Raw genomic sequence first — 23367 nt, 5'->3', positions numbered from 1 at the left:
TTGTTTTATTCTGCACTTAAAGTAACTGCATATAAAGCATCTGCAGGCACTTTTAAATTAATTTCTTTGTTGTTGTAAAATATTCTGATAAATTTTTCTTTTAGCTCCTCATTCTGAATTAATAATTTGATATTTCCATCAGCATCTTTTACAGAAATTATTTTGTCTTTTGCCAGGTGTGCAATTCTAACATCATCTTTTCTAACAGTTTTAGACGCTAAATAAATGGCATTATAATCTGGTGTGTAAATTATTTCTTTGGTGTTTCTGTTGATTACCATTAACGAGTTTTGTTTCCAGTTCCAAGCACTTTTAGAAGTTTCATTTAATATGATGTTCCAATAGCAATAATTGGTACTTCCAGAGTTGATGTAACTCGCAATTTCTGCCAATCTTTTTTTAGCTTGTGCTTCAGAATTTGCACCATTATAACAAATACCTTCTGTGTGCATTATTTTCATTTCTGGCGCTAACAATGCAGTTTCTCTAATAAAAGGTTCTTTTGCATATTGAAAACCAATACCTGCAAAATTGTTTCTTGCACTTTGGTTACTTAAAGTTTTGTAATGGTCTGCTCTGTTTATGGTTCTAAACGTACCCAGCCAAACTTCTGTAGGCAGTTTTTCTGCTCTAAATTTTGGAATTACATAGTTTACACCTAAGTCTATATATTGATCCATAGGAATATAACATCCAGGAAAAGGTGCATAAGTATCTGGTTCATTTTGTAAGCAAAAACGGTGTATAGTTACTCCTTCTTTTTGATAAGCTTTTATGTAGTTTATCAAGTATTTTGCATAAGCAGTATGAATTTCTGGAGAATTAATTAACAAGCTTTCTTTGCCTTCATAAGCCTTATTATTATCTACGGTTTTGTTTACTTTCATCCAAGCTGGTGGGCTCCAAGGAGAAGCTTGCAACAACATTTCAGAATTTACACTCAACGCAGCTTTAATAAAAGGCAACAAGTATTTTTTGTCTCTTTCTATGCTAAAATGTTTCATTTCGTAATCATCTGGAGTCATGCTATAATCATAAGCATCAATAGAAAAATCACTTGGCCCAATAGGCGTTCTGTTAAAAGTTAAGTTCGATTTTTCTTCAGAAAACAGATTCTGTAAAACTTCTTTTTGTGCCTTTTTTGGTAAAGAAAATAAAGCTTCTCCACCATTTTCATTAAAAGCACCACCAAAACCTTCTATAGTTTGGAATTCAACTTCTGGTGTAATTACAATAAAGTCGTTTTGCTTTACTTTGGCATCTGCCTTAATTACAGTAGCAAAATTTTTTACAGGATTCGCTTCTCCTTTCTGCAATTTTACATATTCAATTTTAATTTCTTGAGCAAAAGAAGTAAATGTTACTATTGATAAAAATGCAATTGATAAATAGTTTCTAGATTTCATCTTTTATTTGTTTGATAATAAGTCCGTTTAAACACATATTTTTAGTTTCACCATCATTGTTAAATTCAATAGTTATAGGGTTTTTACCATCAGAAACAAAATGAGTAATTACAGAAATGGGTTTTCTTTCTCCTGTAGATTTATGATCGTAATAACCAACACTAGGTTTGTAAGTTCGTTGTTTTTTACCATTTACATCTACTTTTGTAATCTGAAAAGCATTGATTAATTTGGCTTTAGCCATTCTGTTATGATGATAAGTTTCTATGCTATATTTTCCTTTTTTAAGGTTTTTAATAGTGAGTTTTATGCCTTCTTTTTCGGTGATAATTCCATCCGTAGAAACAAAACTTAAATCACCTAAAATCCCATTGGCTCCATCCCATTTTATGGTTTCTTTTGATGAAATTGCAATAGAAGCATCATAGTTTTTTAAAGCATAGGTTAAGTCTTTATTGGCTGTTCCTTCCCAAGAATCCCAATCGAATTGTACCAATTGATTTTCTTTACCAATATCTATTCTTTCTATTGGATAATCGAAAATTGGTTGGCTGTTTTTAGCAATTTCATCAGTAATAAAAGGCACAGTATTTATGCTGATTGTTGCACTTTTTAAACCAGGAGCAGAAGCTGTTAATTGTATTTTCCCTGCATTTTTTGTTCCTTTTAAGTAAATGGATGCAATTCCATCATAAGACAAAGCCGGATTTATATACGCATTTTCTCTTTCTAAAAGTGCTCCATTACCAGAAACTGAAAAAGTAACTTGGTGTTTTGCTGTGGTTACAACTTCGCCATTTTTATCTAAAATACTTGCATGTACTAATCTTAAATCAGAACCACCAGCATAAAATGGCTGATTATCAATATTAAAATGCAATTTTAATTGAGTTGGTTTGCCTTGTTTTGTTCTAGAATGTGTGGCTACTTTTTCTCCATTTGTATACCCAACAGCTGTTAATTTTCCGTTTGTAAAATCATGATTAAACGTAAAAGAAGGATGATTTAAAAATTTCTTTTCATCATTATTATCCGGTTTTTGCTTCGCAATCAGTTTGTTATTATGATACAAATAAATTTCTTGACAATTGCTAAAAACACGAACAACACCATTGTTAGAAGCAGTTTCATCAGCAATATGAACAATAGATTTGTTTACCAATTCAGATTGATACCAATAATACACTGGTTTTGGAATACGATAAGGAGTAAAAACGCCATAAGTGGTCATTAAATCTCTTTTCCATTGCCAATTTACTAAATTGGGTTGTAAGTGGTTGTAATCTGCACCTAACCAAGTTAAAGCGGCTATGTTATTTTCGTTGCTCTTATATCTAGAAATATGAAATTGATTTACTTCAGCATCTGGAGAACTACCATGTTCCATAACCATTGTAAAATCGTTTTCTGGCCATTCAGTTCTTCTGTAATCCATAGTTGCGTAAATGTCTGATACACCTGCATTTTTTACACCATTCCAAGGGCTAGAAGCAGAAGCTGTTAATCGAAAAGGATCTTCTTCTTTTACAGTTTCTTGCATGCTTGGCACAGGACCTCTATGATTAATTCCTGCTCCCCAAAAGAATATAGAAGGATGATTTCTGTGATTACGAATCATATGTCTGCTGGCTAAATTTAATTTGTCGAACCAATTTTTATCACCCCAATCAATCCAAGTAGAAGCTTCTTCGTACACAATAATTCCGAGTTCATCACAAGCTTTTATAAAAGAATCGTCTTGTGTATAATGTGATAAACGAACTGCATTAAAACCTGCTTTTTTAAATTGTAAGGCTTCATTATAATGAAAAGAATTTGGCACAGCATCACCAATATTTGGATAACTTTGATGCCTGTTTGCACCAATTAAAAAGATTGGTTTTCCGTTTAAAACCAAACCTTTGCCTTTTACCAATTTAAAAGTTCTAAAACCAAATGTATTTTCTACAACATCTACAGCAACATCATCTTTATAAATAACAGAATATACTCTGTATAAATAAGGATTGTTTGGAGACCATTGATTGTAATCGTCTTCTATTGTTGTTGTTTGATAAAAGGTTTTTGCGCTATTGGCAGAGATGTTTTTCTGCTGAATTAATTTCTTTAAAACTTCACCATTATTATTAATAATTAAAGTTTCTATTCTACAGTTTTCTGCTGAATTAAAATCATTTTTAACAGTTGTTTTAATAGAAACTGTTCCGTTTTTGTCGTTAACAGTTGGTGTTGTAATGTGTACACCAGCATTGTAATCTTCCCAATTGTAATTTACGTGTAATTTGTTGGTGGTAACTAAATATACATCTCTATAAATGCCTCCAAATTTTACATAATCTGTTTTGTGAGGATCAGGAGCAATGTCATCTCTATATGTATTATCTGCTTTTACAGCGATAATGTTTTCTTTGCCAAATTTTACATATTTAGTAATATCAAAATGAAAAGGCACATAACCATTTACCTCAAAAGCACCTACTTTTTTACCATTTACCCAAAGTTCTGTTGCATTATGCACAGCTTCGAATTGCAAATACACATTTTTAGAGGCAGCATTTTTATCGATAAAAAGTTGTTTTCTATACCATGAATTATTTCTTAAAAAATTTTCTTGAACCCAAGTTTCTTGAACGCTATCTAAAGTATAAGAAACTAATTTTGTGGTATGAGGCAAAGCAACATCTTCCCAATTTTTGTCATTGTAATTGCTTTTGTTCGGTTCTCCTTTTGGATCGCCATTGTAAAATTTCCAATTTAAATTGATGTTGATTTTGGTTCTGTCTGTAGGTATGTTTCCTTCTTTTAAAACCGTTTCTTGAGAAAAGGTAGAAAGTTGTACAGCCAGAAAAAATAAGATGAAGAAAAAACGTTTCATTTTTATAGTTTTATTTCTTCAAAAATATTTTAAAGGATAAGACTATAGGAGCATAAATGATTTTTAAAGTATCACAAATTTTTAATTTGATTAAAATGTGAGTTAAAAAAGCACAATTACTTGTCTTTTAAAAACGCTTTAACATCGTTAATTTCATTAGGTTTTGCTATAATTTTTTTGTTTTTATCTAAAACAAAATAAGAAGGCGTAGAAAAAACCTGATAAGTTTGTGCAGTTTCATTTTGCCATTTGTTTAAACCTAAAACGTTATGCCAACCTCTTAAATTATTTTTTTGATAATTTTCCCAAACAAAAGCGTCTTTTTCTAAGGCAAAAGCAATTACTTTTAGATTAGGTTTGGTTTTCATATAAGTATACAATTCAGGAATTTCTCTTAAACAATGAGAGCAACTTGTACTCCAAAAAACCAAAACATAAGTTTCAGCATCGTTTAAAGTAGATAGTTTAAATTTTTTGCCATTTTCTGTCCAAGAAAAATCAGGAGCAATTCTGCCAATTTCTGCAGCAAATAAAGCTTGTTTTTCTTCTTTAAATTTTTCGTTTTGTATAGAATTTGGCAATTTATTATAATGGTTTTCAAATAGGTAATCAATAATTTTTAAGTTCTTAGATTCCTCAAATTGTTCTATTAAAAACTCAATAATATCTCTCTTATAGCTAGTATCTTTAATTTTAGAAAGTATGGTTGTAATAGATGTTTTATGCAATTCATTTTGCTCTATTTCATCTTCAGCATAATTGATATAAAAAATATAATCTAATATTCGATTGGTTAAAAATGATGAATTTACTAATGTTTGATTAGAAAAATCTAATCTATCAAAATAGGTATTGGTAATATTATCTAAATATGCATTGACAGATGTAAATAACTTACGCGGATTGTTTCTAGAACTTGCTTTTACAAATGGTGCAATATATTTTCCTTCAGTTATTTTAGCGTAAATGGTTTGTACTGAATCTACCTTTTTCAACGCAGTGTTATAGGCTTTTGTTACCTCTAAAGACGGATTTTTTAAAACAGCCACCTGAATAGAATCTAATGTTTGTTGCGCTTCAGAAACATCTGACATATACTTTGCATACATCTTATTTTCTGATGATGCTAAAAATGCAATAGATTGCTGAGGATACTCTGGATTAAAAATAAATGAAACATTTTCTTTATTAAAGAAAAAATCTACAAAACCAGCTTCTTCTAATTTATAGGTGGCTCTGTATGCTCCTGGTTTGGCTGAAGCAGGTAATTGTATCTCAAAACTGCTTACAGCTCGTTTAATACCGCTAATATTAATAGAATCTGTTTGTATTGTAGTGTTTTGTACAAAAACTTGTTTTGTACCTTCTAATCTGTATAAAATTACCCAATCTGTTTTTATTTGCGGACTCATAGCGCCTCTTATAGTGTATTGCCCGTAAGAAATTGAGGTAATTAAAAGAAATAGTGATAGTAACTTTTTAGTCATTTTTTGTCAGTTTTGTTTTTATTTTCTTTTCAAGAAGCGTACCAAAAATACTACTTATGTATTAAACCGAATATATTGTTTCGTTAAATTAAGAAATTACTCGCTTTTCTGATTAAATTATATGAATATTTGGTGCTTTTTTAGGAATTAGAAAAGCTTTGACTCTTGAATTATCAAATTTAAACCCTAAACTAATTTTATCTCATTAAAAAGGAAATTAAGAAGTACCTATTTCTGGTACTAAAGAGAAATTAGAGACTTATCTAAAACTATATTTACCAAAAATATCATCAACAATGATACATAATTTAATATTACTTACCACCAAATAAAAACCATATAATCAATAACTTAATAATCAAAACCTTTCTGGTTTTTAAAGTTATTGGTTTTTAATATCAAAATTTTACTCAAAATAATTTAAGGCTTCAAAATAAGAAACAATTGCCTCTTTCATTAACACAGTTTGTTCGCCAGGTTTTAAGTTGGGTAATTCTGTAAGTGTTTTGTAATGTGGCCAGCCATCATCATCAAAAAAATCGAACTCATAATAACCATAAGGTTCTAAGAGTTTACAAATGGCAATATGCATCAAGTTCATTTTTTCGTCTTTTTTAAACATTCTATATCCTTGCCCTAATTCTTGTACGCCAATTAAATAGATAATTCCATCTACATTTAATGCATCACCTTCAGAAAAATCATTGGTTAATTTACTCACCAAAACCTCCCATTTTTCTTTTAAGTTACTTACTTTTTCCATCAAAAATATTTAAAAACGCAAAGATACAATGTGTATTTTTAAATTGTAAAAATAAGATGTAGATTTACAGAAATTATTAAAATGAATGTTTTAGACATCATTATTGCTGTTATTTTACTTTTTGCGGCTGTAAGGGGTTTTATGAAAGGGCTTTTTGCTGAAGTAGCTTCGTTAATTGCCATTGTTGCTGGTGTTTTTTGTGCCATTCATTTTTCGTATTATGTAGAGTACTTTTTAAATGATTCTGTCTTAAAATGGTCGCATCAAACAAATAAAATAGTAGCTTTTGCAGTAACTTTTTTAGCTGTTGTACTTTTTATTATTTTTATTGGAAAAGTTTTAACAAAATTGGCTGATATCTCTTCTCTTGGTTTTTTAAATAAAATTTTAGGGGGTGTTTTTGCAGTCTTAAAATCGGCAATAATTCTAAGCGTTATTTTTCTTTTTTTTGATAAATTTAATAAAACCATTCCTTTTGTAAGTGAAAAAACCTTGAACGAGTCTGTATTGTACAATTCTGTGAGAATTATTGTACCCACATTATTTCCTGCAATTATGAATGAAGATAATCCTTCTTTAAAGTTTATTAAATAAATTTTTCTCTTTTATATTTTACAGCTTTTATTTACAAAACACATACTGTTATGTTTGTTTGTGCGGCTTTTAATTCATAAACTATTTTTATGTTTTACATAATAAAATTAAATAAAAATATATGAATAATAGGTATAGCTTTGCAGTATCAAAACAAACTAAACAATGAACGTAGACGTTTTAATCAGTAATTTAACAAACCCTGTTTTATTATTTTTTGTTTTAGGAATTATAGCTACCGCTGTTAAAAGCGATTTAAAAATTCCTGAATCATCCTCTAAATTTATTTCTTTATACCTTTTATTTGCAATTGGTTTTAAAGGTGGTCAAGAACTGTCTCATAGCGAATTTGATAGCGAAATTTTGTATTCAATTATTTTTGCAATTCTCTTATCATCTTTAGTACCTATTTATACATTTTTAGTTTTAAAAAGAAAAGTGGGTGTACCCAATGCAGGCGCCATTGCTGCTGCTTACGGCTCTGTAAGTGCTGTAACTTTTGTAACTGCGGTTTCTTTTTTAGAAAATCAAGGGGTAACATTTGGCGGACATATGGTGGCTATTATGGCCATTATGGAATCTCCTGCAATAATTGTAGGTGTACTTTTGATTGTACTTTTTGATAAAACACGTAAGAAAAATAAATCGATACCAAAATTAGTTGCCCATTCTTTTACAGGGGGTAGTGTGTTAATGTTAATAGGAAGTTTAGTGATTGGTTTAGTTGCAGATGCTAGCCAAGCCAGAGGAATTGAGCCTTTTACTACTGATATTTTTAAAGGATTTTTATCGCTTTTCTTATTAGAAATGGGAATGGTTACTGCAAGCAGGATAAAAGGGTTTAAAAAACATGGTTTGTTTTTATTTGTTTTTGGAATTATCGTTCCGCTTTTTAATGGAATGTTAGTGGCTTATTTAAGTGGTTTTATTACAGAAAGCGCAGGAAATCGATTATTATTTGCCATTTTAGGAGCTGGTGCTTCTTATATTGCTGTGCCTGCTACCATGAAATTGGCTGAACCAAGAGCAGATGCTGGTATTTATATCCCTATGGCTTTAGGGATTACTTTTCCTTTTAACATTACAATAGGTATGCCCATTTATTACGCTATTGTACAACTATTTTAAATTAATTCTGATATAAAAAACCATCAAAACAAATCGTGTTTTGATGGTTTTTAAATTTTTATGAGTTGTTAATTAATCTAAATCTAGCGTAAAAATGTCGTCTAAATGTGCTGCACTATCCATAGAAACTCGTAAATCTTTAATAACACCATCTTTAAGGCCATAGACCCAACCATGAATTTCTAAACCTGTATCGTCTTGCCAAGCTTGTTGCACTATTGAAGTTTTTGCCAAATCATATACTTGAGCAATTACATTTAGTTCTACCAATCTATCAAAACGTTTTTGATCGTCTTTTATCTTTTTTAACTCGGTATAATTATCTTTATATACCTCTTTAATATTCCTTATCCATTTATTAATTAAACCTAAAGATTTATTTTGCATGGCAGCTTGCACACCACCACAACCATAATGTCCGCAAACTATAATATGTTTTACCTGTAAAGAATTCACAGCATAGTCTAGTACGCTAAGCATATTCATATCTGTATGCACCACCATATTTGCAATATTTCTATGCACAAAAATTTCACCTGGTAAAGTACCTGTTATTTGATTGGCTGGCACTCTACTATCTGCACATCCAATCCACAAAACGGGTGGTTTCTGTTTTTCTGCAAGAATCTTGAAATAGTTTTGGTCTTTTTGATGCATCTCTGCAGCCCAATCTTTATTATTTTGTAGTAATTGATGATAATATGTATTTTTCATAAGGCGTATTAATATTTGTCTTCTACATTTTTGTTGATCCATTCAATGCAATCATCAAAACGTTTAAAGATGTGTTCTCTTGGAATAAAATTTGGAATAATGCCGATTCTTTCCATCATGTATTTAGGTTGTTCTTGTAAGCCTACAAATAAAACTTCTACATTTTTATTTTTTAAATCTAACAACAGATCTTCCATGGCATATAAACCAGATTGATCCATATAATGCGTTCTAACCAGTCGCATTATAATGGTTGATGCTGTATCTGGGATTTGCATTGCCAACTGTTGAAAATCACTTGTAGATCCAAAAAACAAGGGTCCTTTAATATGTTTTATAAATACCTCTTCTTGTAATTCTTTCGGAAAACTGATTTCATCTGGCCAAGATTTTTCATCAATAGCTTTTACCAAACTTCTTTTACCAGTAATGTCTCCGATTTTTTTCATAAACATAAGTGATGCAATAACCAAACCTATACCTACTGCATAAATTAAATCCCAAAAAGTAGATAATAATAAAACTACAAGCATTATTAACACCTCTGAACTTACTTTTACAAAACCAAGTTTAATATCTTTTGGCAAATGAGGTATTGCTTTTAAGCCCTTATAATCCATAACCCCAATACCTACTGTTATTAAAATACCAGCTAAAACAGCTGCTGGTATTTTAGAAGCCACAGGTCCTAATAAAAGCATAATGATCAGCAACATTACGCCAGCTATCATTCCTGAAAGTTTTGTTTTTCCACCTGCATTAATATTTACAACTGTTCGTATGGTGGCACCAGCTCCAGGAATTCCACCAAAAACAGCAGCAATACTATTACCAATTCCTTGCCCTACCAATTCTTTATTGGGTTTGTGTTTGGTTTTAGTCATATTATCTGCAACAACACTTGTTAATAGCGAATCTATGGCGCCCAAAAGTGATAGTGTTAATGCTGTAAAAATATAAGGTGTTATACTTGTAAAACTAAACTCTGTAATAATTTCCCATTTAGGTATTGGTATACCACCAGGTATCTCTTGAATGGTTCTATAATTCAGGCCAAAGCCCACTGCAATACCAGACATTACAATTAATGCCACTAAGGTACTTGGTATGGCTGTAGTTATTCGTTTAAAACCATAAATGATAAAAATAGTACCTAATGCCAAAATGAGTTCTAACCAATTGATATTTGTAATAGCTCTTGAAAACACACGAATTGCACCTATAGTACCAGAAGCATTTTTAGCAGCTAACGTTTGTGCTTCTCTCTCTATATCTGTAGCAGTAATATTTTCTGCTCTACTTATCGTTTCTCTAAAATCTTCTAAAACTAAAATACCTTCTCCGGCTTCTTCTTTTAAAATATTTTCTAAAATTACTTCTTCTGCTTGTGCTTTAAATTTTGCAACAAATGCTGTGTCTTCTTTTGGGTAATAACCCAAAGATGGTAGTACCTGAGTTAGTAAAATTATAACTCCAATAGCCGTCATAAAACCAGAAACTACAGGATAAGGTATATAACGAATGTATTTACCCAAACCTAAAAAACCTAGCCCAACTTGAAACAAACCAGCCAGTAAGAAAACAGTTAAAATAGCAGGTAATGCTTTAGACACATCACCATCATTGGCAGCTACAATTCCTGCAATAATTACCATACTAACAGCAGTCATGGGTGCTGTAGGACCCGAAATTTGTGTATTTGTGCCTCCAAAAAGAGCCGCAAAAAAGCTTATAAAAATAGCACCATACAAACCTGCTGTTGGTCCTAAACCAGAAGAAACCCCAAAGGCCAAAGCCAATGGCAATGCTACAATACCCGCAGTTATTCCACCAAAAGCATCTCCTTTTAGATTAGAAAAAAAGTTTTTCATTTGTGTATTTGTTTGATTGATTCTAAAGAACCAAGTTAACAAATCTATTTTAAATGAAAACTTCTTTCTTTTAAATTCTTAAAACATTACTGCGCTTACACAAAAATGTCAATATTTAAAAACATAATTGTTTCTAAACTATTGACATTTAAAAAACTATTTTACTAGTACTTAAGCTGATAAGTGATTTTGATTCTTGTTGTTTAATGCTTCATAAATTTCTGCTATACTTGTTGAATTACTGATGCCAAATTTATCTTTGTATTTTTTTGCGATAAATTCGGTAAGATTATCGCCATGTAAGTTAAACAACTTTTTTCTTTTTGGCCCTAAGATGATAAAATCTGGATTAGATGTTTGAATATGAAGTTCTATCTCATTTTTTACATTGCCAAATACAATGGTGTTTTTTACCGGAAAAAAATTGTCTTTGGTTATACTTCTTACCAGCTTTTTAGCTTTTTGAGTTGTTTTTATAAACTCATCATTAAGGTTTCTGATGGCAGAAAGTTGGCTGTGTGTTGTAATAATTTCATTAGGTTTTTTTACACAAAACAACTCAACTGCACCATTAATTTCTTTGGCTACTATAATTGCATATGCAATAGTGTCTTTACAATTGTCTTTAAGATCTGTAAGTACTAAAATTTTATGTTTGTTTCTATTCATCTTATTTAAATCTTTGTTGTTAAACGTATTACGCAAAACAAAGTTAGATGAAAAACAGTATTAGTTTTTATTTATATATTAAATATTAATTATAATATATTTTTATATATGACGTGGTGTAGTTAAAGCTAAACAAATAGCATATAGACTTGATATTAACGGATTTTTAGAAACACAACAACACTAAAAGGTATCTATCAACCTTATTTCTGATGCAATAATCCAACCTAATTTACCATCAGCAATTTTAATTTTTTTCCAGTCGTCTATGGTATCTAAAACAATAACTTTAGTGCCTTCGTGTAGCGTAAAAACTTCATCTGAATTTAAGGTTGGTGCATTTCTAACTTCGGTTTCTTCTGCAAAAACAATGGCCTCTTTGTTGTTTTTAGCAAAACTATACTGTTGATAAGTGATACCGAATGCAAATAACAACAGAATAAAACTTAATGTGCTTACCACAAAATAGAATCGTTTTTTGGAGGGTGTATTCGCAAAATAATAAAGCAAGAATAAAAAACTCCCTAAAAAAGAAAATATTACAACAATTATTGCCCATTGATTATAAGAAAGCTTTTGAAGCACACTTTGATTTATTTTTTGGAATACGGTTTTGGGTAATTCTTCAATATTATCTAATGCCAAACGTTTCGCAAAAATTAAGTTATTGGCAGCATCTGCATTTAAAGGGTTTAGTTTTAAAGCTTTTTCGTAATAGTAAATTGATGGACCAACTTTATTTAATTTATAATAAGAGTTTCCTAAGTTATAATACAACTCAGAAGACACCAAACCTTGACTTACTACTTGTTCATAGATTTCAACAGCTTCTTCTAATTTATCATTTTTATACAAATCATTGGCTTTTGCAAAAAGCTCGTTTGTGTTTTGAGCAAGCGCTGTGTTGGCAACCATCAACAATAAAAAAAGAAAATTCTTCATCTTACAACTGTTTATCTAATTCAACGATTACTTGTTTAGCTCTTTCAAACTCTTGTTTCATTTCTGTATCAGTTACAGGTGTATAACGCGCAAAATCTGACGCTTTTAAAACATCTATAAACTGTTTTATATTAGTTTCATTAATATTTTTTTCTTCTAGTATTTTGGTAATATTTTCTTTACTAATATCGGCAGTTTCTATGCCTAATTTGGCTTTTAAATAATTGTGTAAAGCACGTTCTAAAGCTTCGTAAAAAGCTTCTTTTTTACCCAATTGCTTTTGAGCTGCAGATAAATATTTTTTTGCTAATTTTTCTGCTCTTCTTAATTTTAAACCAACAACATCGCTATTGCGTTTTTCATGACTCTTTGCAAGTATAATACCAATAGGAATTGCAAGTAAAGGCAAGAAAAGTAAAATATAAAATAGGTTAGATTTGTAGAAATCGTCTATTTCGCTAGGTATAAAATTGCTCTGTGTTTGTATATATCTAAAATTCTTTCCTGTTAAAACAACAGCTTTCTTTTCTACTGAGTTTGTGGTGCTGGCTGGTAATTCTTTACCCTCTGTAACATCTACATACAAATCAGCTGTATTTATAGACTCGTATTTGTTAGTTTTTGGGTTAAAATAAGAAAAACCAATACTAGGTATTTTATATTTTCCTTTAAACTGAGGTACTACTGTGTATACATCAGTAACAGAACCGCGCAAACCGTCTGTTGCAATTCTTACACTTTCTTTTCTTTCTGGTTGATATTTTTCTAATTCTACAGGTGTTGTAACTTCTGGCAATTCAAACAACTTTAGATTTCCTTTACCAGAAACGGCTACTTTTATTTGAGAAGATTCATTAGCTTTTAATGCCTCTTTACTTAAAGAAACATCAAAATTAAATTTACCAACTGCCCCTGTAAAGTTTTCTGGCTTACCTTCTAATGGAAGACTTTTTGGACTGATTACTTTTTTAGGTGATGAAAATTCTTTGCGAATATTTTTGGTAATCACGTTGCCAAAAAAATCTGCCCTACCTGTTGGAACACCAATAACGATGTCCATTTTCATAGGATCTATAGTTAATTTACCTGTTTTGGTAGGAATTAATAGCGCTTTTTGTAGTACAATGTACCTGTAATCTTCGCCATTATATTTTCCCATTTTTACAGGAAAACCATTAATTTTTATTTCTTGATTCCAAAAGCCATTGTATTGTGGTGCTTCTGTTACAGAAGTATCGTAAACGCTTACATTTTCGCTTACATACAATCTATATTCTACGTAAATACCTTCACCAACGTAAGGTCTTGCTTTAGAAATTTCTGCAACCAAATGTATGTTTTGCTGTGCAATATATTCTGGGTCATTAGGATTCTTAGGCATATCTACAGCATCTAAAACAACCACTTTAATCATTTTAGAGTTTATTGTAGCCCCATTTACTTTTATACTTGCAGGGCCAATAATAAGTTCTCCTTTTCTTTTTGGCTTTATGATATAAGTATATGATTTTGAAAAACTTACTTTACCATTTATCCAAGATTGACTGATGGACTGGCTAGGCCCTTGTACTACTCTAAAATCATCGAATTTTGGAGGAGTAAAGTCATCACCACCTTGTTTATTAATAGAAAACTCTATTCGTAAACGCTGGTTTAGGCCAAGCTTATTTTTACTAACTTTTACCTTTAGTTCTGCTTTTTGTGCAGAAACTGAAAATGATGCAATAAACAGCAATAAGAAGCTTAACCCTCTAAGTATCTTTACAAAAGAAAGGGAAAACATTGTTTGCAATTTTTTGCAAACTTGTAGATGTTCTTTATTTTTTCTTTTTATTTTCAACTTTTTATTTTTTCTATCTCACTGAAATTTCAGTACAAAATTACAAAAATCTCTATCAACTTTTAATTATATGCTTTTATGTGTTGTGCTTTGACTTCTTTTTTTACAAGAAGTTGAAATAAGGAGTTACCAATCTTTTTCTTGTTTAACTTTTTTACCTTTTGCTTTTTTAGCATTCATTTTCTTTTGTGTCTTTTTTTCCTCGTTGTTTAAGCTTTCTAGCAACTGCTTAATTTGTTGAGGAGACATTTTACCTTGTTGTGGTTTGGGTTTTTGTTTTTGATCTTTTTTATCATCTTGTTTAGGATCTTGCTTTTTGTCTTTATCCTTATCGCCTTTACCGTCTTTATCTTTGTCGTCTTTATCTTTTTTATCTTTCTCATCATCACCCTCTTTTTTATCTTTGTTCTTTTTATCCTTATTGTTTTTGTCTTTATTGTCCTTGTTGTCTTTGTTATCCTTATTGTCTTTGTTGTCTTTGTTTTGTTTGTCTAACAATTTTTGTGCAACAGCTAGATTATAACGTGTTTCATCGTCATTAGGATTGTTTCTTAAAGAATTTTTATACGCCTCTACAGCACCTTGATAATTTTTGGTTTCCATCATAGCATTTCCTAAGTTATGATATGCTTCTGCTTTGGTATACTTATCTTCTGCTGTTTTTGCAGTAAGTTCGTATTGTGGTGCGGCTTCTTTAAAGTTTTTATTTTGATATAAGGCATTCCCTAAATTGTAGCTGGCTTTATCGTAACTTGCATTATTGCCCAATGCTTTTTGATACGCTACAGAAGCATCTGTAAATTGTTTTTGTTCGTACAATTTATTTCCTTGCCTCACCATTTTTCTTGCCTTGCGTTGTTGGGCAATAGAATCTTTTTGTGCTACAATTGCTTTAGATGAAAATAGCATTAAGCAAATAATAAGTATGTTTAAATAAATTTTCATTTTAATTAATTTTTTGATTTTTCTTCGTTAAACAAATCTATCTTTTTTAACCATTTGGTTTTTCTATCTAACAAAAAGATATCTAATAATAAAAACACCATGGCAATGGCTAAAAACCACTGAAATTGATCTTTATAATCTGAAAATTGTTTGGTTTCAAATTCACTTTTTTGAGCATTTGCAATAATTTCAGAAATTTGCTTTACAGGATCTTCAGTAACATTACCATCTATATATCTTCCATTAGCAACATCTGCAATATCAGCCAAAACATCTGGTTGGCGTTTTGTAATTACAGTTTCGCCTTTTCTATCTTTTTTATAGCCAATCATAGACCCATTTAAACGCATAGGAATTGGCCCACCTTTTTCTGTACCTACACCAACAGTATATACTTTTACACCATCATTAGACAAATTTTGTGCCATTTGTTTGGTTTCTTCTTGATGATCTTCTCCATCAGAAATAATGATTAAAAAACGATTGGTTTGCTCATCATTATTATAATAGGTTTTTGCCAATTCTAAAGCCTCGTTTATTGCTGTACCTTGGCTAGAAACCATATCTGGATTTGCGTTTTGCAAAAACATATTTGCAGCGGCATGATCTGTAGTAATTGGTAAAAGCGGATAGGAATTACCTGCATAAATAATAACCCCTACTCTATCTGAACCTAATTTATCGATGATTTTAGAGATGATTTGCTTTGCCTTTTCTAATCTGTTAGGCGCAATATCTTCTGCCAACATACTTTTAGATACGTCTAACGCAAAAACCACATCTACACCTTCTCTTTTAACTGTTTTTAGCTTAGAGCCCATTTTAGGGTTTACTAAAGAAATTACTAAAAAAGTTACTGCTAAAACTAACATAATTAGTTTTAATGTGTTTTTAAAAACAGAGGTGTTGGGTGCTATTTTTGCTAATAATGCTGCATTAGCAAATTTGCGTTGTGTTCTCTTTTTCCACCATAAAACCAATAGAAAAATAACAATCAAAATTGGAATGATTGCTAATAAGTAAAAATAAATTGGTTCTTCTAATTTGTACATTTTGTAAATTACTGTTTTAAATCCTGCAATGTTTTAGAAACCTTGTAGGAAAATTATATAAAACTTTTAAAAATGGTGTTTCTTAATATGAATTCTAATAACAATAAACCTAATGCTAAAAATACCAAATCTCTATACATTTCTTGGTAATTGTAATATTTAAACTCTTCTATTTTTGTTTTTTCAAGCTTGTCTATTTCATCATATATTTCGGCCAACTTATCGTTATTAGTTGCTCTAAAATACTTTCCATTGGTTTCTGATGCAATTTCCTTTAAAAGCGCTTCATCAATTTCTACTTGTTGTTTTCTAAAATTTAAAGCACCTGTTCTTGGGTCTTTACTCCAAGGAAAATCTGCCATTCCATTAGTTCCTATTCCTATGGTATAAACTTTAATACCCAATTCTTTAGCCAGTTCTGTGGCGGTTCTTGGATCTATATTTCCAGAATTATTTACACCATCTGTTAATAGAATAATTACTTTGCTTTTGGCCTTACTTTGCTTTAATCGGTTTACACCAGAGCCTAACCCCATACCTATGGCTGTACCCCCCTCTAATTGTCCCCATTGCAAACCTTCTATGGTTCTTTTTACAATAGATTTATCGCTTGTAATAGGTGTTTGTGTAAAACTTTCGCCTGCATACACCACAATACCAATTCTATCATTTGGCCTTTTATTTACAAAGGTAACTGCTACTTTTTTTAATGCTTCTAGGCGGTTTGGTTTTAGATCTCTAGCCAACATACTTGCAGAAATATCTATTGCCATTACAATATCTATACCATTATTGCTCTTTGTTTTTTTACTAACAGAAACATTTCTAGGTCTTGCTAAAGCAAAAATAATAGCTGCTAACGCTAGCAAACGCAAAACATATACAATTGGTTTTAGCTTAGCTGCTAACGAGGGTTTTGTTTGAAAACCTTTTATGGTAGGCACTGTTAAAATTGCAGTATCTTTTTTGCTAACCAAGAAATACCATACTGCTAATAACGGAATGAGTATTAGCAACCATAAAAATTCTGGATTTAAAAGCTCGAAATTACTCCAATTCTTCATCCTTTATTACAGGTTTAGGTTTTAAATTATGTACAACTTGTTCTGCGTCTTTTCTATCTTCTTCAATTTCGCTAGCTAATGGTTTTGATTTTGCAAACTTTACCAAATCTGCTTCTTGAAATAAATCTCTTAGCTTTTTAATGTTTTCTTTAGTGGTGTTGATGGTATTTGCTTCATAAAAATCATTTAAGGTTTCTATGATTTCGTCGGATGTTTTTTCTAATGCTGGTACTTTAAGTTCGCGCTCAATATAATTTCTAATAATATCTGTAAGCTCACTATAATATTCTTTTACCCTATTATTTTGCCACAATAGTTTTTCATCTAATTCATTTAACTTATACATGGCTTCATCATAAGGACGCAAAGCAACATAGGTTGGTTTTTCTTCTTCTTCTTTTTTCTTTCGGATAACAAACCAATACACCCAAAAACCAATAATTATTAATGCTGCAATGAGTAGGTAAATGTATATTTTAAAATCATCAAAAACATAAGGTTCTTTTTTAATTGACTTTATAGGAAATTTTTTAACCTTAGTAGTATCAATAGGTACTGTAGCTACATTTATTAATATTGAATCTGTTAAATACGCTTGATTTCTAATAAAAACTTGTTGCTGCGGTATGTAAAAGGCACCACTATCAAAACCCGTGATTTTATACTTTTGAATAAGCATATAGTTAATGGTATCAATCTTAGCAGAATCTACCACTTCTAATCCTTTTAATTCTAGTTTTGGTAGAATTACCTTGTCTACATCTTTTACCGTTAATTTATAGGTAAACTGTTCACCTATTCTAATATTAGAGGTTTCTACTTGTGCTTTTACAATTCGGTCTTGAGAAAAAGCAAAAGAAACGCAAAAAATAATAAAAAGAAAGCCTAGCTCTCTAAGGCTCTTTCCTAAAGAAAGAAAGCTCTTAGCATGTGCTTTTTTATAACTTTTAGAAGGTTTAATATGTGTTCTACTTTTTTTCAATTTTATAAATTTTCCTTAATATTTCGTCAACAATTATTTCTCTTTAAGAAGGTTAGGTTGGTTCTATTTATCTTCCTTTATGTTTAAAATAGCCTAACATTTTTTTTACATAACTTTCATCAACCCTGGTATTTATAGTACCTGCACCACTTCTTTGAAACGTATTTTTATAATAATTTGTTAGGCGTAATGCATTTGCTTTGTAATTTTTTCTTGTGGTTTTAGAAGCTGTATTTACCAATTGTACAGTACCAGTTTCTGCATCTAACATGGGCACCATCCCTAAATTCGGAATTTCTTCATCGTGTTTATCGTAAACCCGAATACCTGTTAAATCGTGTTTACTACCTGCTATTTTTGCGCTTTTTTCGTAATCATCATCCATAAAATCAGACAACATAAACACAATAGCTCTCTTTTTTAATACGCTAGATAAAAACTTTAAAGCAACATCTATATTTGTTTTTTGGCTTTTTGGTTTAAACTCAATTAATTCTCTAATAATTCTTAAAACGTGACTCTTCCCTTTTTTTGGTGGAATGAATAACTCAATATCATCAGAAAATAAAATCAACCCAACTTTATCGTTGTTTTGAGTTGCAGAAAAAGCCAATGTTGCTGCAATTTCTGTAACTGTATCTTTTTTAAATTGATTGGTAGTACCAAAAAGCTCTGAACCTGAAACATCTACCATAAGCATCATGGTTAACTCGCGTTCTTCTTCGAAAACTTTTACGTAAGGTTCGTTATAACGCGCAGTAACATTCCAGTCTATTCCTCTTACATCATCTCCAAATTGATATTGGCGCACTTCAGAAAAAGTCATACCACGCCCCTTAAAAGATGAGTGGTATTCACCTCCAAAAATATCATTAGACAAACGCTTTGTCTTAATTTCTATTTTACGAACTTTTTTTAGTATTTCTTTAGTATCCATTTTTCCAGTAAGCAGTCTTCAGTATCCAGTTTTCAGTCAATAGTTTGTGGTAAAAGTGTACAGTTAATCAGAACTGAGTAAGCAACTGCCTACTGAATACTGATTTTACTGCCAACTTTTTTAAGGCACTTCTACTTCGTTGATGATAGCGTTTATGATATCTACAGAAGTTACATTTTCTGCTTCGGCTTCATAGGTAATACCAATTCTATGACGTAAAACATCTGTTACCACAGCTCTTACATCTTCAGGAATTACATAACCTCTTCTTTTTATAAATGCATAACATTTTGCAGCTTTTGCCAAGTTGATACTTCCCCTTGGTGATGCTCCAAAACTAATTAAGTCTTTTAAATCTGGTAGATTGTATTTTTCTGGATAACGAGTTGCAAAGATAATGTCTAAGATATATTTCTCAATTTTCTCGTCCATATATACCTCATTAACCATATCTCTAGCTCTAATAATTTGCTCGACAGAAATTACCGGTTTTACCTTTGCAAAACCACCTGATAAATTTTGACGCATAATTATTTGCTCGTCTAATAATTTTGGATAATCTATAACCACTTTTAGCATAAAACGGTCTACCTGTGCTTCTGGTAATGGATACGTACCCTCTTGCTCTACTGGGTTTTGCGTTGCCATTACTAAAAATGGCTCGTCTAATTTAAAAGTAGTATCACCAATAGTTATTTGGCGCTCTTGCATTGCCTCTAGTAAGGCAGATTGTACTTTAGCTGGTGCTCTGTTAATTTCGTCTGCCAGCACAAAATTTGCAAAAATTGGGCCTTTTTTAATTTCAAAGCTATTTTGCTGCATGTTGTAAATCATGGTTCCTACAACATCTGCAGGTAATAAATCTGGTGTAAACTGCACTCTACTAAATGAACCTTGAACCGCTTTAGACAAGGTATTAATTGCTAAGGTTTTTGCTAAACCTGGCACACCCTCTAATAAGATATGACCATTACCTAACAAACCAATTAACAAACTTTCAATCATCTGTTTTTGCCCTACAATTACTTTATTCATTTCTAAAGTAAGGATATCTATAAAGGCACTTTCCCTCTCTATTTTTTCGTTAATAGCTCTAACATCTACGTCCATTATTTATGACAATTAATTATTAAATTTTGTGAAACAAAGCTACAATTTTAACAAAATTATTCTGTTAAAACAAGGTTAAAGATAATTAGTATTTTAGCGGTACTGCTAACCTAGCTGAAGTTTTTTAATTGTAAGTGAGTATTTGCAAATTCGCCATAGGTAAAATGCGTTATCCAATCTCCGATATTAATGTACCTACTATTTTCTTGTAATTGAATATCTAATGGTAAATGTCTATGCCCAAAAACAAAAAAATCGTAATGATTACTTTCTAATTTTCGTTTGCAATATTGCACCAACCATTCGTTTTCATTGCCTAAAAATATAGCATCATCATCGCCAGAAATCATTCGGTTTTTTACAGACATGTACTGCCCTAGTTTTAAGCCTATATCTGGGTGTAGCCATCTGTACAACCATTGAAATAGCGGAAAAGTAAGCACTTTTTTTAGTCGTTTAAAACCTTTATCATGAGGGCCTAAACCATCTCCATGACCCACAAATACTTTTTTATTGTTGATGAGAAAAACTTGGGGTTTATGGTATACAGGAATGTTGAGTTCTTTTTCGAAATAATCTAACATCCATAAATCGTGATTACCTACAAAAAAATAAATGGGTATGCCAGCATCTCTAATTTCGGCTAATTTGCCTAAGGTTCTTACAAACCCTTTAGGAACAACAGTTTTGTATTCGAACCAAAAATCGAACAAATCACCTACTAAAAAAATGGCTGCTGCATCTTTTTTTATTTCGTTTAACCAGGCAATAAACTTTTTTTCGCGAGGAAAACTTAGAGCCGCAGTTGGTGCGCCCAAATGCTGGTCTGAAGCAAAATAGACTTTTTGTTCTTTAGTAGTAGTAATTGTAATCATCTTTGCAAAGAAACGCTATTCCTGTTTACTTTCCAACTCCAATACTTTTTGCAGCATTTTATCGTCTTGATGCATAATTCTGTAAAAGCCAACATCACCAAAAAGCACATTGGCAATAGATGCTTTTAAATAACGCTGTAAACTTTTTTTCTTTTTGATAATATCTTGTTCAAATGCATCTTTATTTGATTCACCATTATTAAGAAGAGTACCATCTTCTAAGACAATTTTTAAATTTTGAATTTCTTTTAAAAATCGATTATTGTTTGGTTTAACGCTATTGATGTATTTCTTAAATATTGCCTCATCAGCATCAAATTCATCAACAAAGCTGTCAATGGTCCAATTTGAAAGTTTGGTTCTGTTACTATCAACATAATCAAAGGCGAATTCATTTATGGTACTAAAGTAAAAGTTGGTCATATACGAAGTGGTATCTATTGGCACAAAAACATCAGGTATTATGCCTCCACCACCATATACTACTTTTCCTTTAGGGGTTATATACTTTAAAGAATCAATTACTTTGATGCTGTCTTTACTTAATAATTCGCCATTTAAAACCCTATTCTGATAGTCTTTTCTATAATTTTTATCACCGTTTTTGCTGTATGGTTTTTGGATAGAACGTCCTGTAGGCGTAAAATATCTGGCAGTAGTTAAACGCACTGCAGAGCCATCACCTAAACCCATTTCTATTTGCACCAAACCTTTACCAAAAGAGCGTCTTCCTATTATGGTTCCTTTGTCATTATCTTGTAAAGCACCTGCTACTATTTCTGAAGCTGAAGCTGAGTTTTCATCAATTAAAACGTATAAGCCTCCTTTTTCGAAAGACCCAATTTCTGTAGCTTCATATTCTTCAATTTCATTTTTATTATTTTTGGTAAATACCATTAATGTATCATCTTCTAAAAACTCATCAATAATTCGAGTAGCAATATCTATAAACCCACCTCCATTACCTCTTAAGTCGATCACCAAATCTGTCATCCCATTATTGATTAATTGATTTAATGAGGTTTTAAATTCGCGGTACGTATTTCTTGCAAAACGATCTAATTTGATATATCCTAAAGAATCGTTAATCATATAGGCAAGATCTACACTTTTAATATTTACTTTTCCACGAGTAATTTCTACATTAAATAAAGAATCGTTACTTTTTCTATAAACTTGCAGATTCACTTTGGTTTGTGGTTTTCCTTTTAAATATTTTGGTACAATACCACTTCTAAAATTCTTACCATACAAAGTATCTTTATTTGCCATTAAAATACGATCACCAGCTTTAATGCCTGCTTTAATGCTTGGCCCACCTTTTATGGGTTGCACTACTGTAATGGAATCTTTTATCATTCTAAACTGCACACCAATACCCACAAAATTACCTTGCATATTCTCGATATTAGCTTGTTGATTTTCTTTAGGAATGTATACAGAATGTGGATCTAATTTGCCCAACATTTGTGTAATAGCACCATCTAACAAATCGTCTGTATTTACATCATCTACATAATCTCTTTCAATAAAATTAATGAGTCTTTTTATTTTTTGTTCTTGCGATGTGTTTTTAGAAAATGATGCTATACCACTAGAATTACCCCCGAAGAAAACACCTATTAAAATTCCTAAAATAACGGCTATTGCAAAATATATGGGTAAATTATTCTTGTTCATAAGGTAAATGATTGATTTCTACACCTGCTTTCTCTAAAAATTGTATTCCTGATAAATCTTTGTACGCATTGGCATACACTACTCTTTTAATACCTGCTTGGTGAATAAGTTTACTACATTGTGTACATGGTGATAAGGTGATGTATAAGGTAGCTCCTTTGGCTGATTGTGTAGACGAGGCTACTTTTAAAATGGCATTGGCTTCTGCATGCAAAACTTCCCATTTTGTTTGGCCCTCATCATCTTCGCAACAATTATCAAACCCTGTTGGAGTGCCATTAAAACCATCAGAAATAATCATGCGTTCTTTTACAATTAAAGCGCCTACTTGTTTTCGCTTACAATGAGATAGCTTGCCCCACTCGCGAGCCATTTTTAAATACGCTCTATCGTACTTTAATTGCTTTTTTTCTATCATCAACTACGAAAATAA

The 23367-nt window shown here is 31.1% G+C and carries 20 protein-coding genes; 2 read left to right on the top strand and 18 right to left on the bottom strand.

Annotation, left to right across the window (positions count from 1 at the left end; translation table 11 throughout):
- Positions 1–5: 5 nt before the first annotated feature.
- The 4 genes from ACW9UN_RS14200 to ACW9UN_RS14185 form a co-directional block, all read right to left on the bottom strand.
- Positions 6–1406 (bottom strand): glycoside hydrolase family 30 protein, encoded by a 1401-nt coding sequence (locus ACW9UN_RS14200; RefSeq protein WP_459486971.1) that lies wholly within the window; start codon positions 1404–1406, stop codon positions 6–8.
- Positions 1396–4281 (bottom strand): glycoside hydrolase family 2 protein, encoded by a 2886-nt coding sequence (locus ACW9UN_RS14195; protein WP_459486970.1) that lies wholly within the window; start codon positions 4279–4281, stop codon positions 1396–1398. Before ACW9UN_RS14195 ends, ACW9UN_RS14200 begins: the two co-directional genes overlap by 11 nt.
- Positions 4282–4397: 116 nt before the next feature.
- Positions 4398–5768 (bottom strand): TlpA family protein disulfide reductase, encoded by a 1371-nt coding sequence (locus tag ACW9UN_RS14190; protein ID WP_459486969.1) that lies wholly within the window; start codon positions 5766–5768, stop codon positions 4398–4400.
- 406 nt (positions 5769–6174) lie between these two features.
- Entirely contained in the window at positions 6175–6531 is a 357-nt protein-coding gene (locus ACW9UN_RS14185; protein ID WP_459486968.1) for a hypothetical protein, read from the bottom strand.
- Positions 6532–6612: 81 nt separating this feature from the next.
- Between ACW9UN_RS14185 and ACW9UN_RS14180 the strand changes: the two genes are divergently transcribed.
- Both ACW9UN_RS14180 and ACW9UN_RS14175 read left to right on the top strand, forming a co-directional pair.
- A complete protein-coding gene (locus ACW9UN_RS14180; RefSeq protein WP_459486967.1) occupies positions 6613–7125 on the top strand; it encodes a CvpA family protein in 513 nt (170 codons plus the stop codon).
- A gap of 165 nt (positions 7126–7290) precedes the next feature.
- Positions 7291–8253 (top strand): sodium-dependent bicarbonate transport family permease, encoded by a 963-nt coding sequence (locus ACW9UN_RS14175; protein ID WP_459486966.1) that lies wholly within the window; start codon positions 7291–7293, stop codon positions 8251–8253.
- A 72-nt stretch (positions 8254–8325) separates the two neighbouring features.
- Here the strand turns inward: ACW9UN_RS14175 and can are convergent, their stop codons facing one another.
- The 14 genes from can to ACW9UN_RS14105 all read right to left on the bottom strand — a co-directional run bounded on the left by can (position 8326) and on the right by ACW9UN_RS14105 (position 23352).
- Entirely contained in the window at positions 8326–8967 is a 642-nt protein-coding gene (gene can, locus ACW9UN_RS14170; protein ID WP_459486965.1) for a carbonate dehydratase, read from the bottom strand.
- 8 nt (positions 8968–8975) lie between these two features.
- Positions 8976–10838, bottom strand: a complete 1863-nt coding sequence (locus tag ACW9UN_RS14165) for a SulP family inorganic anion transporter (RefSeq protein ID WP_459486964.1) — start codon at positions 10836–10838, stop codon at positions 8976–8978.
- Between the two features lie 171 nt (positions 10839–11009).
- Positions 11010–11507: a universal stress protein gene (locus tag ACW9UN_RS14160; protein WP_459486963.1), complete on the bottom strand. Its 498-nt coding sequence runs from the start codon at positions 11505–11507 to the stop codon at positions 11010–11012.
- A gap of 183 nt (positions 11508–11690) precedes the next feature.
- A complete protein-coding gene (locus ACW9UN_RS14155; protein ID WP_459486962.1) occupies positions 11691–12449 on the bottom strand; it encodes an SH3 domain-containing protein in 759 nt (252 codons plus the stop codon).
- Between the two features lies 1 nt (position 12450).
- Positions 12451–14232, bottom strand: coding sequence for a BatD family protein (locus ACW9UN_RS14150; RefSeq protein ID WP_459486961.1), 1782 nt, complete (start codon positions 14230–14232; stop codon positions 12451–12453).
- Between the two features lie 183 nt (positions 14233–14415).
- Positions 14416–15234, bottom strand: coding sequence for a tetratricopeptide repeat protein (locus tag ACW9UN_RS14145; protein WP_459486960.1), 819 nt, complete (start codon positions 15232–15234; stop codon positions 14416–14418).
- Between the two features lie 5 nt (positions 15235–15239).
- Positions 15240–16286, bottom strand: coding sequence for a VWA domain-containing protein (locus ACW9UN_RS14140; protein ID WP_459486959.1), 1047 nt, complete (start codon positions 16284–16286; stop codon positions 15240–15242).
- A gap of 53 nt (positions 16287–16339) precedes the next feature.
- Positions 16340–17350: a vWA domain-containing protein gene (locus tag ACW9UN_RS14135; protein WP_459486958.1), complete on the bottom strand. Its 1011-nt coding sequence runs from the start codon at positions 17348–17350 to the stop codon at positions 16340–16342.
- Positions 17334–18332 carry a hypothetical protein gene (locus tag ACW9UN_RS14130; RefSeq protein ID WP_459486957.1) on the bottom strand — a complete coding sequence of 333 codons (999 nt, stop codon included), beginning with the start codon at positions 18330–18332 and terminating at the stop codon, positions 17334–17336. Before ACW9UN_RS14130 ends, ACW9UN_RS14135 begins: the two co-directional genes overlap by 17 nt.
- 67 nt (positions 18333–18399) lie before the next feature.
- Positions 18400–19269: a DUF58 domain-containing protein gene (locus tag ACW9UN_RS14125; RefSeq protein WP_459486955.1), complete on the bottom strand. Its 870-nt coding sequence runs from the start codon at positions 19267–19269 to the stop codon at positions 18400–18402.
- Positions 19270–19389: 120 nt separating this feature from the next.
- A complete protein-coding gene (locus ACW9UN_RS14120; protein WP_459486954.1) occupies positions 19390–20379 on the bottom strand; it encodes an AAA family ATPase in 990 nt (329 codons plus the stop codon).
- 110 nt (positions 20380–20489) lie between these two features.
- Positions 20490–21254, bottom strand: a complete 765-nt coding sequence (locus tag ACW9UN_RS14115) for a UDP-2,3-diacylglucosamine diphosphatase (protein ID WP_459486953.1) — start codon at positions 21252–21254, stop codon at positions 20490–20492.
- 15 nt (positions 21255–21269) lie between these two features.
- A complete protein-coding gene (locus tag ACW9UN_RS14110; protein ID WP_459486952.1) occupies positions 21270–22934 on the bottom strand; it encodes a S41 family peptidase in 1665 nt (554 codons plus the stop codon).
- Positions 22921–23352 carry a deoxycytidylate deaminase gene (locus ACW9UN_RS14105; protein WP_459486951.1) on the bottom strand — a complete coding sequence of 144 codons (432 nt, stop codon included), beginning with the start codon at positions 23350–23352 and terminating at the stop codon, positions 22921–22923. Before ACW9UN_RS14105 ends, ACW9UN_RS14110 begins: the two co-directional genes overlap by 14 nt.
- Positions 23353–23367: the final 15 nt, after the last annotated feature.

The sequence above is a fragment of the Polaribacter litoreus genome (assembly GCF_054584775.1).
The sequence above is the reverse complement of the archived record's forward strand: the minus strand, read 5'-3'. Positions and strand labels throughout refer to the sequence as shown.

Coding starts and splice junctions, on each gene's coding strand:
- ACW9UN_RS14200 (WP_459486971.1), bottom strand. CDS start 1,406: ATGAAATCTAGAAACTATTTATCAATTGCATTTTTATCAATAGTAACA.
- ACW9UN_RS14195 (WP_459486970.1), bottom strand. CDS start 4,281: ATGAAACGTTTTTTCTTCATCTTATTTTTTCTGGCTGTACAACTTTCT.
- ACW9UN_RS14190 (WP_459486969.1), bottom strand. CDS start 5,768: ATGACTAAAAAGTTACTATCACTATTTCTTTTAATTACCTCAATTTCT.
- ACW9UN_RS14185 (WP_459486968.1), bottom strand. CDS start 6,531: ATGGAAAAAGTAAGTAACTTAAAAGAAAAATGGGAGGTTTTGGTGAGT.
- ACW9UN_RS14180 (WP_459486967.1), top strand. CDS start 6,613: ATGAATGTTTTAGACATCATTATTGCTGTTATTTTACTTTTTGCGGCT.
- ACW9UN_RS14175 (WP_459486966.1), top strand. CDS start 7,291: ATGAACGTAGACGTTTTAATCAGTAATTTAACAAACCCTGTTTTATTA.
- can (WP_459486965.1), bottom strand. CDS start 8,967: ATGAAAAATACATATTATCATCAATTACTACAAAATAATAAAGATTGG.
- ACW9UN_RS14165 (WP_459486964.1), bottom strand. CDS start 10,838: ATGAAAAACTTTTTTTCTAATCTAAAAGGAGATGCTTTTGGTGGAATA.
- ACW9UN_RS14160 (WP_459486963.1), bottom strand. CDS start 11,507: ATGAATAGAAACAAACATAAAATTTTAGTACTTACAGATCTTAAAGAC.
- ACW9UN_RS14155 (WP_459486962.1), bottom strand. CDS start 12,449: ATGAAGAATTTTCTTTTTTTATTGTTGATGGTTGCCAACACAGCGCTT.
- ACW9UN_RS14150 (WP_459486961.1), bottom strand. CDS start 14,232: ATGTTTTCCCTTTCTTTTGTAAAGATACTTAGAGGGTTAAGCTTCTTA.
- ACW9UN_RS14145 (WP_459486960.1), bottom strand. CDS start 15,234: ATGAAAATTTATTTAAACATACTTATTATTTGCTTAATGCTATTTTCA.
- ACW9UN_RS14140 (WP_459486959.1), bottom strand. CDS start 16,286: ATGTACAAATTAGAAGAACCAATTTATTTTTACTTATTAGCAATCATT.
- ACW9UN_RS14135 (WP_459486958.1), bottom strand. CDS start 17,350: ATGAAGAATTGGAGTAATTTCGAGCTTTTAAATCCAGAATTTTTATGG.
- ACW9UN_RS14125 (WP_459486955.1), bottom strand. CDS start 19,269: ATGGATACTAAAGAAATACTAAAAAAAGTTCGTAAAATAGAAATTAAG.
- ACW9UN_RS14120 (WP_459486954.1), bottom strand. CDS start 20,379: ATGGACGTAGATGTTAGAGCTATTAACGAAAAAATAGAGAGGGAAAGT.
- ACW9UN_RS14115 (WP_459486953.1), bottom strand. CDS start 21,254: ATGATTACAATTACTACTACTAAAGAACAAAAAGTCTATTTTGCTTCA.
- ACW9UN_RS14110 (WP_459486952.1), bottom strand. CDS start 22,934: ATGAACAAGAATAATTTACCCATATATTTTGCAATAGCCGTTATTTTA.
- ACW9UN_RS14105 (WP_459486951.1), bottom strand. CDS start 23,352: ATGATAGAAAAAAAGCAATTAAAGTACGATAGAGCGTATTTAAAAATG.